At 53.6% G+C, this 13,792-nt stretch carries 8 protein-coding genes; 2 read left to right on the top strand and 6 right to left on the bottom strand.

All coding sequences use genetic code 11. From position 1 onward, the window contains the following. Positions 1 to 11 precede the first annotated feature (11 nt). Positions 12 to 2,846, bottom strand: a complete 2,835-nt coding sequence (locus tag J6J28_RS00095; protein WP_301719212.1) for a TonB-dependent receptor domain-containing protein — start codon at positions 2,844 to 2,846, stop codon at positions 12 to 14. A 504-nt stretch (positions 2,847 to 3,350) separates the two neighbouring features. Here J6J28_RS00095 and J6J28_RS00090 point away from each other — a divergent pair. After that, positions 3,351 to 5,216, top strand: a complete 1,866-nt coding sequence (locus J6J28_RS00090; protein WP_301719210.1) for a glycoside hydrolase family 3 protein — start codon at positions 3,351 to 3,353, stop codon at positions 5,214 to 5,216. Here the strand turns inward: J6J28_RS00090 and J6J28_RS00085 are convergent. Both J6J28_RS00085 and J6J28_RS00080 read right to left on the bottom strand, forming a co-directional pair. After that, the gene (locus tag J6J28_RS00085; protein ID WP_301719209.1) at positions 5,213 to 6,370 is read right to left on the bottom strand and encodes a M14 family zinc carboxypeptidase; all 1,158 of its coding nucleotides are present in this window, start codon (positions 6,368 to 6,370) and stop codon (positions 5,213 to 5,215) included. The genes J6J28_RS00090 and J6J28_RS00085 overlap by 4 nt on opposite strands. Then, positions 6,367 to 9,150 (bottom strand): FAD-binding and (Fe-S)-binding domain-containing protein, encoded by a 2,784-nt coding sequence (locus tag J6J28_RS00080; protein WP_335342736.1) that lies wholly within the window; start codon positions 9,148 to 9,150, stop codon positions 6,367 to 6,369. Before J6J28_RS00080 ends, J6J28_RS00085 begins: the two co-directional genes overlap by 4 nt. A gap of 70 nt (positions 9,151 to 9,220) precedes the next feature. On the opposite strand from J6J28_RS00080, the gene J6J28_RS00075 reads away from it, so the two are divergent. Continuing rightward, on the top strand, positions 9,221 to 10,069 hold the full coding sequence (locus J6J28_RS00075; protein ID WP_301719208.1) for a MurR/RpiR family transcriptional regulator: 849 nt from the start codon (positions 9,221 to 9,223) through the stop codon (positions 10,067 to 10,069). Positions 10,070 to 10,075: 6 nt separating this feature from the next. Here J6J28_RS00075 and J6J28_RS00070 read toward each other — a convergent pair whose 3' ends face one another. Genes J6J28_RS00070 through J6J28_RS00060 form a run of 3 tightly spaced genes read right to left on the bottom strand, consistent with a single transcriptional unit; the run spans position 10,076 to position 13,763 of the window. Continuing rightward, entirely contained in the window at positions 10,076 to 11,245 is a 1,170-nt protein-coding gene (locus tag J6J28_RS00070) for an exo-beta-N-acetylmuramidase NamZ family protein (protein WP_301719207.1), read from the bottom strand. After that, positions 11,242 to 12,174, bottom strand: coding sequence for an N-acetylmuramic acid 6-phosphate etherase (gene murQ / locus J6J28_RS00065; RefSeq protein WP_301719206.1), 933 nt, complete (start codon positions 12,172 to 12,174; stop codon positions 11,242 to 11,244). The genes J6J28_RS00070 and murQ overlap by 4 nt, the downstream gene beginning before the upstream one ends. 8 nt (positions 12,175 to 12,182) lie before the next feature. Then, complete coding sequence (locus J6J28_RS00060) at positions 12,183 to 13,763, bottom strand: sodium:solute symporter (protein ID WP_301719205.1); 1,581 nt, start codon at positions 13,761 to 13,763, stop codon at positions 12,183 to 12,185. Between the last annotated feature and the right edge of the window lie 29 nt (positions 13,764 to 13,792).

Below are 13,792 nucleotides of genomic sequence, written 5' to 3'. Positions count from 1 at the left end.
CACCGTGCGACTTAGAAGTTGTAAGTCAACTGCAGGGTGTATGAACGCCCGCGTGGATCTGCTACGCGAGGGTCAAACGCTGCACCAGGTGAATAATCGTTCTGGTGTGCAGTGAACGGTGGATCGCGGTCAAACAGGTTCTTGATGCCGAAGGTCACATCAAGGTCTTCCCACGCCAGGTAGCGAACACTGTAGTTGTAGATTGTATAGCTACCAACTTCACCATCGTAGTACGCAGGGTTTGCGATACCTGAACGAACACCTGGTGGTGTTTCATCATCGTAGCTATGACGATAAATCTGCGTCAGGTTATGTGCAAAGTCGCCTTTAGCGTAGTTGAACATAATGGTGTGCTTCCAGCGCAGAGGAATGTTACCGCGTGAGTGGGTACCCACCAGGTTGTCACCCCATGCTGCGTTGTCGAGCAGTTTCTTCTTATCTTCAATCAGATAGCTACCATTGAAGTTCACGTTCCAGAGACCACCGGCAAGTTCACCGTTGCTCTGAATACCCACTTCAATACCGCTGGTTTCACGTTCACCGGCGTTGATGTAACGGGTATCGATGGTTACCAGTTCGCCAGCTTCATTACGGATGAAGTTCTCTTCGAACAGCTCGTAGTTTTCCAGCAAGTCGCGGAAACCTGGAATCTGAATGGTGCCGTCGATGACGATGCGCCACCAGTCGACATTCATTGAGAAGCTATCGGTCGGTGCATAAACGACACCAAAGCTTTGTTGCTTCGATTCTTCTGGACCCAGATCTTCTTTACCACCGAATAAACGGGTTGGCGTGATAGGTGTATCACAGTTCGGGTCGCTGGCGTCGACTTCACCACCTGGGCAGTCACGCGGATCAGCAAGATCCTGACCTGTGTAAGGTTGCTCAGAAACGCCGTTAAACAGTTGGTTAAATGACGGTGTACGGAAGCCAGTACTGTAGGCACCACGTACTAAGACTTCCTCCACTGGGGTCCACACTAAGCCTACTTTCGGGTTAGTGGTGCCACCAAAACCATCGTAATGGTCATAGCGAACCGCTAGGTTCATTTCAAACGTCTCAACTACCGGCACCAGTGCTTCGGTAAATACCGCTTTTACAGTGCGGTCAACATCGTCAAGCTCGTTGGCGTTGTCAAATGGCGCACCATAAATTTCCGGACGATCTGCAGCTGCACGACGGTCACCGTTGAATTCATAACCTTCGTTACGAATATCAACACCACCGGCTACATAAACGTTATCGCCACCCCAACCAAGGCTCCAACCTGTATCACCCGTGATCGACGCATCGAACTGGGTCATCGTGGTTTTACCACCGTACAGGATAACGCCTTCAGCAGAAGCTGCGGCTAAAGCATCCATACCGGCTTGAGTTTGTGACTGGTCCGGCAATAAGAATGGGTTAATCGCGCCACTACCAATGCCTTGTGCAAGCATTGAGGTGTAGTGATAACCACCGCCAAGCTGCGACTCGGATTCGTTGGTAGCATGGCCTAAGCCAACACGGTAATCCCAAAAACCGATAGTGCCTTCAACACCGAACTGAATCTTCATTGCTTCAGTTGTGGTTTCGATTTCACGAGGTCCACAATCCATACAACGCCAGCGATACGCAATCGGGGCGCCGATGTTTAACTGATCGGCGCCGTAAAACGCTGATAGCGCATCAACAATATAGTCATAAGACGCACCAGTACTTGGGTAATACCCCTCAGAACCGATTGACCATGGTGTGATCTGGTTTGGCTCAAAGACTTTTTGTGAAGTCACTTCTGAACCCAGAACTTCTACAAAACCTTCAGCATTATCGCCCAGAACCATAGTTCCGCGTGCAACGAAATCAAAACTGTCGACCGGCTGCTGCAATGCTGCGGCACGCGGATAATCCCATGCACAGCTCACACCTGAGTTACGTTCACGGTTCCACAGTTCCGCTGCATCAGGGCCCATGTTCGGATAGACATCACAACCGGGCATACCAGGGAGAGCAAGCACGTTGAGTACGTCATTAATCCGATCAGGGTCGCCCGGGTATTGTAAACCGGTACCGATCAAGTTGTAGTTTGGTGAGTTAGGATCATCACCGCCTGGACGGTTGTTCAGTGATGCGAATGGCGTACCACGCGTATCTGGTGACAAACCACTTTCTGGCTGGAAGGTGTTGGTGAAATCACGATCGACACCGCGCAGGATTTCTGCTTTACGATACGAGAGTGAAGCCATCACATTGTAGCCATCAGAATATAAATCGCCTTTACCTGCTAAGACGTTGAAACGGTAAATGTTACCGCCGCCGTTCTCAGTATGATCTGCGAAGGCGCCAACTTGCGCGCCCTGAAAATCTTTTTTCAGGATAAAGTTGATAACACCACCGATTGCATCAGTACCGTATACGGCAGAAGCGCCGTCACGTAATACTTCAACTCGCTCGATGGCAGAGAAAGGAATTGAGTTCAAGTCAACTGAACGCCCCTGGAGGCCGTGAGTTGCAGTACGACGACCGTTCAAAAGAACCAGTGTCGACCCTGAACCTTGTTGTCGCAAGTTAGCTGTTGAAGCACCGTTGTTACCGCGCTCTTCACCACTTACGATACCTGTGTTACTGGCCAGGTTGTCATTTGAGTTTGAAGCAACGTTAAGTTGTAGCAATAACTGTTCAGCAGTGGTAATACCCTGTGCATCAATCTCGTCACGCGAAATAACGGTCAGCGGTAAATCGCCTTCCATCGCTGTACGTTTGATACTTGAACCTGTTACCTGAATTCGTTCAACTTTCTCTGCTTCTTCGTTTTGCTGTGTGTTCTCTTCTTGATCGACATCTTGAGCATAAGCGAGGCCGCTCATACTTGTAGTCAATCCCAGCACGAGTGCTATTTTATTGAGTTTCACTTTGCAATCTCCGCTCGTTGTAAGAATCTGATGCGTATCGTGACTACGCTTTCTTTTTATAATCTCTGCCGCTAATCGACGAGTTACCACAACCGATGAAAAAATCCATCATGAGTTGAAAGTACCACATATTCTTATAATGTAAATAATAAATTATTCCAAGTTGTTTAGTGAGTAATTTTTATGCGTCAGGTCAAGAGTGCTGTTTTTACACTCAATTTTTATGATTAATTACCGCCGCTTATGGGTGTCAGCCAATTTTGTTGCGGAATGTTTCTTGCGCCAGAAGCGTCAACTCCCGCGCCTGTTATGTCAATTTATTCTAACAAATGGTGCTTTTATTCAACTCCTGAGATGAGATAAATCCCTTTACTAAGGAATAATTTATTTTTCGGGGCAGCTGAAGTAGGATAGCTGACCAGAAATCTATCACCCGAACTTAATTTAAAGAGTGTAACCATGTTTCGTACCTTTGCTTTTCTTGCTGCGACCGCGTTTGTGATTGCCAGTATTGCCGCCTGTTCGCCGCAAAGCGAGCCGCCAACGCCAACCTCGGAGGTACGACAGCTGCTGGGTCAGAAGCTGATGCTGGACTTCCGCTACTTTTGTGACGATGGCACCGCCGCGGAAAAGTGCCAGCAAGCAGTGACGGAACTTCCTGAAGAGCTGGCCGAAGTGCTTCGCGAGGGTGTGATCGGCGGCGTGATCGTGTTTTCTGAAAACCTGCAAAGCGTACCGCAGATCATGACTCTGATTGATGAAATGCAGGACGTCATGCGCGCAAGCGGTCACCCGCCACTCTTTATTGCCTTGGATCAGGAAGGTGGCCGCGTGGCCCGCTTACCTGATGACATCGCCACGCGTTTTGCCGGCAATATGGCCATTGGCGCAACTTACCCACAGCGCCAGACCGAATTTGCTGAGCAAGTAGGCGCTGGCATTGGCAAAGCTGTTAAATCACTGGGCTTTAACGTGAACTTTGCCCCCACCGTCGACGTTAACGTGAATCCGGAGAACCCGGTCATCAATGTCCGCAGTTACGGTGAGGACCCTGAGCTGGTGGCCACACTTGGCATGGCCACGGTCAAAGCCATGCAGGCACAGGGCGTGATGAGTGCGCTTAAACACTTCCCGGGGCACGGCGACACCCATGTGGATAGTCACACCGGCTTGCCCCGCGTCGATCATGACCGCGCCACTATTGACGCAGTTGACTTGCTACCATTTCAGCGCAGTATTGCCAGCAGCACGCCACCGGCGATGATTATGACCGCGCATATTCAATACCCGCAATTAGATGACACCACCTTTGTCGCGAAAGATGGTCAGGCCACGGTCGTGCCGGCCACCATGTCGCAGAAAATTTTAACCGGCGTACTGCGTGATGAACTTGGCTATCGCGGTGTCATCATCACCGACGCGCTCGACATGGCAGGAATTGCTCATTACTTTGAACCACTGGCGGCGACCATTCAAACCTTCAACGCCGGTGCCGATATAGCATTAATGCCGTTCACTATCCGTAACAATGCGGATATTGATGCCTTTTGGCAGTATTTCGAAGGGTTGGAGAGGGCTGTTCAAGCTGGGCAACTTGATTTGGAACAGCTGCGCGTGTCCGGCGCCCGCATCGCCGACCTGAAACAGCGCTATGGACTTCTGTCATCAGCATCTCTGCCGCTGGCTGAACGAATTCAGTATGTCCAGAATAAGCTGCCCCTGGCGGCTAACAAAGAGCTTGAACGCAAGCTGGCAGCGGCTTCTGTTACTAAGGTCTGGGACAATGCCCTGCTGCCGATAACGAAGAAAACCTGGCAGCTGGTCATGCCCGATACACTGCGTTGTGTTGCTTTTGAACAAGCTATCTTTGAACAACAGCCTGGTGCTGAAGTGAACTGTGTCAGCTTGAGCAAATTACCTGAGGGCCAGCCATGGCAGGACTGGAATCCGAACGCGACACTGGTCATCGGCGATATAACCCCGCACCACAGTCTCGCAGAGATGGGTGGGATGGACGATTTGGCGAACTGGCGCGAACGGCCCAGTAAAGCAGACCAGTACCTGTGGCTGGAACAGGTACTCGCTGTGGCTAAGCAGCGTCAGCAACCTACTGTGCTGGTCGCCCTGCGCGCTCCTTATGTGCTGTCACGTTACCGGGACGTCGCTGATGCCGCGCTTGCCAGTTACGACTACAGTGCGCATGGTTCTGCAGACAGCAGCGCACGGATTCATAGCCCCAGTATCGATGCCATCGTCGCCGTTTTATTAGGCGAGCAGGCACCGGGTGTGCTGCCGGTGACAGTATTCCCGTCTGCGCCTAACTAAAGGCCCGCCTGTACAGGTTTGAGTGACGCAACCAGTTCGGTTGCGTCATCGCCGATGTTGATAAGCTCCGGCAGTTGCTGCTGCCGGGCGTCATATTCAGTAAAGCCGTGGATACCACGCGCATCACCGATAAATTCCACCCGTAGCAACTCATCACCTTTTTCCCGTGACAAACAGATATCCGTTTGAAAAGGCGCATGAGTACCATCGTCGATGGTCACCTGACAGATCTTTATGTCGCAAAAGCCATCCGCCGTATTGGCTGGAATAGCGTAATAGTCAGCTAACGTATAGTTTCGGTGTGCATCGGTAAACAGGGCCTCCAACGCCACCTGCAGCGCAATCACATTCATACGCCGGGCAACTTGCCGGTGCGGATCCTGACGGTGTGCACCACTTTCGATCAAGATGGTACTTGCTCCTGTACCGGCAATGTTGTCGCCAAACGAGCGTTCTGAATAGCTGTCGTCGTACCGGGCAATGCCGCCTGGCAGCCAGTGCGACAACATTTGTCGCATGTGGGCAATCATCTGTTTGGCTTGTAAGCGTGCACTATCGACATGTTTGTCCGGATGATAAGCAGGCGCCAGAAAAGCAACGGTCGCCGGTTCCGCGCTGTTCCCCACCGCATAATAAGGGTTCTGATCATGCAGATTAAACGCCAGCGTCGGCTGTAAGCTCTGCACTTGTTGCCATAATAAACGCCCTTCCGGGCTTTGCCTGGCCAGTGCATCGCGGTTGATGTCGATGCCTTGGGCATTCTGCCGTGTGCGTTGCGCCGCTCCGTCGGGATTTAGCATCGGCACCACATGCAAGGTGAGCAGCTGCTGCCAGTCGTTGGGTAAGCCCGACAATTGCTGCGTCAGCAGCAACTGCAGCCAATCCAGTACCGCTGCTGTTGCCGTGGGTTCATCGCCATGCATCTGCGTCCACGCCAACACCACCAGAGGTCCATTGCCAAGGGTGAGCCGGCGAATCGGTGTGCCCAGGTAGGACGCGCCGATATGAGTCACTCGCAGTGCCGCATGCCCGGCCAGCTCGTCCATAACCGGAGCGATATCAGCATAGGTCAGGTGCTTGCGATCAAGTTGTGGCCACTGCACAGCGCTAATTTGCTGCTCCAGTTCAGCAATGGCAACGTTGGGATGGGTCATGACGAAACTCCTTTAGAACTGTCTTTTTGCTGGCTGATGGCATCGAGTAGAAAAGCAATATGCTGATAGTCCAGGCCACTGTGCTGCGCGAGGCCTATTTCACAGGTGCGGCTATTGCTGATTGCGGTCTTACAGCCGCTGGGTATTTGGCTTGCCAGGGGGCCGAGCGCATGCTTGTTCAAGTCGGGTAAGGTAAAGCCTTTATCGCCGGCAAAACCGCAGCACTGAATACCGTCCGGTTCTATCACCTGCTCACTGCACAGCTGCGCCAACCCGCGCAACGTCGCGCCCCCATCAATCCGGCGACTACTACAGGTGACGTGCAGCATCACCGGCTCCTCAGTAGGCCGAATATCAAGCGCAGGCGCTACCTGTCGATAGAGAAAGTCACTCAGTTCCAGCACCTTGAGATCTTTGGCATCACTCAACTGTAATGCACATGGACTAGCGTCGAGCACCACTGGCCAGAGGCCCTGCTCACTGGCCTGCCATAATAGCTCCAGCAGACTGTTTTTACGCTCCCGCGCCTGTTCCGGATAGCCTTTGCTTTGCCAGGGCTGCCCACAGCAGGACTCACTTGCGGTATCTGGCAAAATCACCTCGATGCCGGCCTTATTGCAAAGTCGGATCACCGTATCTGGCAAGCTATCTCCGGCGCTCTTCTGATAACCAAACAGACGATTTGGACAGGTCACCAGGTACACCACTTTGCTGGCGGCCTGGCGAGCTTTTAAAGTAACCTCGCCGGTTGCTACTGGCGGTAACGCCGGCATTCCCCGGGGGCTAAATTTTTGATACAGGACCGGGGCTAGCCTGGCGACATTGCGCGCTGCACTCATCCCAAACCTTGCGATCTGCAGGCTACCTTTCAGATGTTGCGCGGACCAACGTGCCAGACGCGGATGTCGAGCCTGCTCTGCGCGCAACTGCTGCACCCAGGTGCCGGTGTTGATGCCGACCGGACAAGCACTGGCACACAACCCTGTCGCCGCACACGAATCAATGCCTAAATGCTGAAAGTCCTGTTCAACGGTGCGTTTATCCGCCGCATTGAGGTGCTGCGCACGTCGCATCAGCGCAATTCGCTGGCGCGGTGACAGCGTGTAATGCAACGACGGGCACTGCGGCTCACAAAAACCACATTCAATGCAGGCGTCGACAATGGGATCAACCGCAGGCAGTTGTTTCAGGTCCTCAATGTGAGCTGTCGGACTGGCATTAATGATGACGCCCGGATTTAAAATCCCAACCGGGTCGATCAGTTGCTTTAACTTTTGCATGACGGCAAGCCCTGCCCCACCCCATTGCGCATAAAGGTAAGGCGCCATATTCCGGCCGGTGCCGTGCTCTGCTTTCAGGGTGCCGTCGAAACGTTCGGTGACCAGCGCCACCACTGCGGCCATAAAGTTGGCATAGCGCTCAGTTTCGGTGGCCGTCGCGAACGCCTGAGTAAAGACGAAGTGGACGTTGCCATCCAGCGCATGTCCAAAAATAATCGCCTCATGGTAGCCGTGCTCGATAAATAATTCCTGCAAGGCGCTGACCGCTGCAGGGAGTTGAGACAAGGGAAATGCCACGTCCTCGATGATGACCGTGGTGCCGCTGGCCCGCACGGCCCCCACGGCGGGGAATAAACCCTTACGGATCTGCCAGAGCGCCGCCACGGTGGCAGGATCATCGGAAAATTCACACAAGGCCCGCACACCCGCTACCCCGGCGAAACACTCTTCAATACTTGCTAAGGCTTGGTGCAGTTGGGCGGAGGAGTCACGGCCCACATCGACCAACAAGGCGACCGCATTGCGATCAGGCAGGGCGCTGGTGTGGGCTGCCAGTAGGTCACTCACCGACGCCAGCGAGCGGCCATCCATAAATTCCACAGCATTCACGCCAATCGCTTTTAGGTCAGCGATTACCGCGCAGGCAGCGTGACTATCTGCGAACAGATAAAGCCCCGTCGCACTGGCTTTGGGAAGTGCTATGGTGTGGTAGGTAATATCCGCGATAAAACCCAGCGTGCCCTCAGAGCCAATCAATAAATGAGTTAAAATCGCCACCGGATCCTGGTAGTCGAGTAAGGCATTCAAACCATAGCCCATGGTGTTTTTCAGGCGGTACTGATGGGTGATTTTGCTGCTGAGATCGGCGTCGTCGCGCACCTCTTGCGCCAGCTCCGCGAGCGCCTGCAGTAACTCGGCATGACTCGCGCGGAACGCTGCAACCGAAGCCGCGTCGCTGGTGTCTACCCGGGTGCCGTCGGCCAGCACAAAGGTGAGTTCCTGCAACGTATGGTAACTGTTGTGACGCACGCCACAGCACATGCCTGAGGCATTGTTGGCGGCAATGCCGCCGATTTTACAGGTGTTAATTGACGCCGGGTCCGGGCCAATTTTACGGCCATAAGCCGCCAGTTTACGGTTGGCCTCAGCGCCAATCACGCCAGGCTGCAAACGCACGCGCTCGCCTTTGTCCAGAATCGCAATATCCTGCCAGTCACGGCTCAGCACCACCAATACTGAATCTGAAATCGCCTGCCCGGACAAACTGGTGCCCGCAGCGCGGAAGGTTAATGCGACTTTATGCTGTTGCGCCAGGCGCAGCAGCTGCTGCAGTTCCGCAACATCGACAACCTCCACCACCAGCTGCGGCACTTTATGGTAGAAGCTGGCGTCGGTGCTATGCGCAAGGCGACGGGTCAGATCCGTCATCCGTCGCTCGGGCGGAAGCAGCTCCTGAATACCCTGCATAAAGGCATTAGTTAGCGCTGAGGATTGAGGCACCAGAAACTCCTTTTGATATTCGCGTCAACTCGTTTATATTTGAATAAATAATTCCACAGGGTAGGGCATCATGTCCGCATTTGCGAAAATAAAAGCAATACAACATTCATTATCGGCCAGCGAAGCTAAGCTTGCGTCGTTTACCCTTACCTCGCCGAGTGCGATGCGTGATATGTCATCGTCGCAATTGGCAAAAACTGTTGGCGTCAGCCAGTCCAGCGTGGTCAAATTCGCCCAGAAGCTTGGCTATAAAGGTTATCCGGCATTTAAGCTATCCGTTGTTGATGCACTCAACAAAAAAGCGCACCAAGCCGCCCGCTTACATGGCGAAATCACCCTCGAGGATGATTTCAACGACATGGCGGATAAATTACTGGCCGCCAAAATCAATGTGCTCAGCGAAACCCGCAACCTGAATGAGAAAGAATCTTTCCGTGACGCTGTTCAGCGAGTATTGGCTGCCGATCGCATTCTTATCAGTGGCATTGGCGGCTCGGCCCTGGTCTGCAAAGACCTCTGCTACAAGCTGCAGAAACTCGGCTTGCAAGCTCAGGCCGATGCCGACAGTCATATCCAGCTTGCTATCGCGGCCACCCTGAGCGCCAACGATGTAGTAATTGCCATCAGTGAATCGGGCACCACCCGCGAGGTGACCCGGGTCATCAAAGAAGCGCAGCGTCATCAGTGCCAGGTGATCTCCATCACCCGTTACGGTAAAACTGCCGTCAATCAGTTAGCCGATGTAAAACTCTATTCCGTTGCCGAAAGCGAGTCGACGCGGCTTTCATCTATTCACGCCCGCACCGCACAAAACTTGATTATCGATCTGCTCTTTATCGCGTTGATTCAGGCATCGGAAGCGGGCCGAACCACACTGGCGCAGACCAACAAAGCTTTTCAGCGGCTGCGCGGCAACTAAACTGGATCACGGGTACAGCAAATACGGCTGACGTCGCGCTTTAAATCGCGTCAGATCCGCTTGCCAGGAGGCCCGTATTTCTGCCTCGGACTGCCCTGCCTCGATGGCTTTGCGCAAAGCGTCTGTGCCACTTAGTTTATCCATAAAATCGGGCGCGGTGAAAAAGGTCACGCCCGCCTTCGTAAAAGCTTGGTGCGCACTTATCAGTAAACTCAGATCCAGTCCCTGCAGATCACTGTCGCGCAGGTCTTGACCATAAACAATCTGACCTTCGAGTTTCGGTGACGGCGCGCTCTTCGGCATGCTGCGCGGACTGAACTTAAAATCGCCTAAGTGCACTTCATCATGGCCCATGACCTGAAATGGGAAATCCGTGCCGCGACCAATGCTGACCGCTGTGGCTTCGAACAGACACAGGGACGGATACAGTTGAATCGCCTGATCATTGGGCAAATTTGGACTCGGCGCGACTGGCAACGAATACGCCTCCGTGCGCGCATAGTCCGCCACAGGAATAACTGTCAGACTCAGGTCCTGCGCCTGTTGAATCCAGCCTTCGCCTTTAATCATCAGCGCCAGCTCGCCAACGGTCATGCCATGCAACAGAGGAATTTCGTGCATACCCACAAAGGACTGAAAGGCAGGTTCCAGTACCGGGCCATCGACAAAAGCACCATTGGGGTTCGGCCGATCCAGTACCATCATGGCGATACCCTGCTCCGCCGCAGCTTCCATCACGTAATGCATGGTGCTGATATAGGTGTAAAAGCGTGCGCCCACGTCCTGAATGTCGAAAACGATGGTATCGACATCCGCCAGCATTGCCGGTGATGGTTTTTTGGTTTTGCCATAAATCGATAAGATCGGCAGTCCGGTGCGCGGGTCAATAGCATCAGTAATGGTTTCGCCGGCACCAGCGTCGCCGCGAAAACCATGTTCAGGGGCCAGCACTTTGACCACCTCTATGCCTTCGGCTAAAAGGTAATCGACCAGGTGCTGCTCACCCACGCGCGAGGTTTGATTAACCACCAGCGCCACGCGCTGGCCGCGCAAAGAGGGTAAGTACTTACTTGCTTGCTCTGCAGCAACACTGGTCGCCTGTGCCTTACCTGGTAAGGCAAAGGCACTGAGACTTAGCAGGCAAATGATAAGCGTCAGGCGCTGCCAAAGATTCATAATTTTTGCTCCACCGCACGGCGCAGGAAACCATCTTGCTGGTCCAGCAGCGCTTCAGCTTCCGCCAGCTCGGCACCGGTTAAAATCATTAAAATGGCGAGCTTGGCACGGTTCTTAGCCGCTTTTAAGGCCGCTTCTGCCGTTTCACGGGAACAGTCTGTGGCCTGCATGACAATTCGAATCGCCCGCGCGCGCAGTTTTTCGTTACTGGCGTTGACATCGACCATCAGGTTTTCATAGGTTTTGCCAAGGCGAATCATGCTGGCGGTGCTAAGCATGTTGAGCACTAGCTTTTGCGCCGTGCCCGATTTCATGCGGGTCGAACCGGTCAGAGCCTCAGGCCCCACCACCGGACAAATGCCAATCTGCGCAGTGGTCATCAGTGGTGAGTCAGGATTACAGGTCACCGATACCGACACACAACCGATGGCATTCGCATACTCAAGGGCTGCGACCACATAAGGCGTGCGGCCACTGGCGGAGAGTCCTACCAGTACATCCTTGCTGGATAAATGAACGGCTTTGACATCGGCAATGCCCGCTTCGCGGTCATCTTCGGCGCCTTCAACGGCGAACTGGATAGCGTGCTCGCCCCCGGCAATGATGCCCTGTACCAGATCATCGGGTACGCTGAACGTAGGCCGGCACTCTACTGCGTCGAGAATGCCGAGCCGGCCGCTGGTGCCGGCACCAATATAAAATAGCCGGCCTCCGGCTTGCAGACGTTCGACAATGGCGTCGACAGCCTCAGCAATGCTGGGGATTTGGGAAGCCACCGCGGGTGCGACGTGCGCGTCTTCATGATTGAGCTTACGCAAAATCCCCTCACTGGAGAGGATATCGATTTCCATCGTCTCTGGGTTACGTCCCTCTGAAACGATTTTATTCAGTTGCGCCAGCAGTTCGGCAGTGCGTTTTGAATCTTCCATAAGTACTCTTATACGTTGCGCTCGTTGCCGTTAGCTTCCTTAGCTGACGAGCCGGTCAAACAAATCAGGGTTGAGATGGCAGTGCCAATCATCAATTGCCAGGTAAAGCCGATATCGGTCACCCACGCCGTGGGCCAGATGGCGTCCATGACATAGGGTTGCATCAGCAGTGGCACAATAAAGCCAATCACCAGCGCTGCGGCGACAGATGCCGGGCTACCGCGCTTACTAAACAAAGTCACAAAGTAGACGCCCAACAGACCACTGTAGGAGAACACCATGACACTTAAGGCAAACTGCAGCAACGGCGTGTCCGTGTACTGTTGCCAGTAATAGCACAGGCAGGCCATCAGTGCTAAAGCGGCCGCGACCAGGGTCATACCTAACTGACCGGCACGCACGAAGTGCTTTTCGCTGGCATCGGCGCGCCGACGCAGCTTCCAGGGCCGGTAAATATCCTGGATCAGGACGCTGGACATGGAGTTCAGGCCCGAGTTCAGGGTCGACAATGCAGCGGCAATAATACCTATGGTGACCAAACCACGGACGCCCGCAGGGATTTCCGTGAGCACGTAATACATGAAAATGGTGACCGCTTCGCCGGCAAACGTTGGCACCGGTCCATCGCCCTGGCCACTGGCCATGATATCCGGACGCTGATAGTAAATGTAAAGCAGCAGGCCGATGACAATAAAGAGCAGCATGACCGGGATGACCATGACCACCGACATCAGCATGGCTTTACTGCCTTCTTTGGCATTTTTACAGGTCAATACCCGTTGGGTCATGTCCTGATCCAGACCAAAGGCCGCAATATTAAGTAGCACGAAGCCCGTTAATACTGACCAGATGTTGAAGACGCCCGCGCTGCTGAAATCCATTTCCGTATCAATCAGCTGCAGCTTCGAGGGAGCCCCCGGTGCGGGATTCTGCAGGGCACTGACCAGCTCACTAAAACCAATCGGAATCGCATTATAAAGTACGATGATGACCGCGATGGCGGCACTGACATAAATAACAGCCTGCAGGACATCCGAGTAAATAACCGTACGGATCCCACCATAAACTGTATACAACAGGCCAGCTAAGGTGATGATGAGCGTCGCCGCGATCACACTGCTGGCAGCGAAGTCGCCAAACAGAATCATCGCCACGGCAATCGCCGCCATATACAGCCGCGCCCCGCTGGCAAAGATACGTCCAAACAGGTACATGACCCCCGCCTGACGCTTCGCCGCCGCACCAAAGCGCTGTTCCAGTAACTCGTAGACGGTGTAGACCCGGAACTGGTAAAACTTGGGGATCAGGAAGATGGCCACAAAGCCAACCGCGATAAACGCACCAATGTTGGTCGCCAGATAGGTTAAATCACCGCGATAGCCCTGATCCGGGCCACCCAGGAAAGTCGCCGCTGACTGTGACGTCGCCAGTACCGAAATCGCCACCACCCACATCGGCATTTTGTTGCCGCCAAGGAAGTAATCCTGCGTTGACGCATTACGACGATTAAACAGCCAGCCGCTGCCCAGCAGCACCAGCCCATAAGCAATAAAAACCAACACGTCTGCAAACGAATAATATCCGAGCATAAAGTCTTTTCGGGTTAAATGATTTACCA

This window comes from Pseudidiomarina terrestris, assembly GCF_030466375.1.
GTDB classification, from domain to species: Bacteria; Pseudomonadota; Gammaproteobacteria; order Enterobacterales; family Alteromonadaceae; genus Pseudidiomarina; species Pseudidiomarina terrestris.
The sequence above is the reverse complement of the archived record's forward strand: the minus strand, read 5'-3'. Positions and strand labels throughout refer to the sequence as shown.

Coding starts and splice junctions, on each gene's coding strand:
- J6J28_RS00095 (WP_301719212.1), bottom strand. CDS start 2,846: ATGAGCGGCCTCGCTTATGCTCAAGATGTCGATCAAGAAGAGAACACA.
- J6J28_RS00090 (WP_301719210.1), top strand. CDS start 3,351: ATGTTTCGTACCTTTGCTTTTCTTGCTGCGACCGCGTTTGTGATTGCC.
- J6J28_RS00085 (WP_301719209.1), bottom strand. CDS start 6,370: ATGACCCATCCCAACGTTGCCATTGCTGAACTGGAGCAGCAAATTAGC.
- J6J28_RS00075 (WP_301719208.1), top strand. CDS start 9,221: ATGTCCGCATTTGCGAAAATAAAAGCAATACAACATTCATTATCGGCC.
- J6J28_RS00070 (WP_301719207.1), bottom strand. CDS start 11,245: ATGAATCTTTGGCAGCGCCTGACGCTTATCATTTGCCTGCTAAGTCTC.
- murQ (WP_301719206.1), bottom strand. CDS start 12,174: ATGGAAGATTCAAAACGCACTGCCGAACTGCTGGCGCAACTGAATAAA.
- J6J28_RS00060 (WP_301719205.1), bottom strand. CDS start 13,763: ATGCTCGGATATTATTCGTTTGCAGACGTGTTGGTTTTTATTGCTTAT.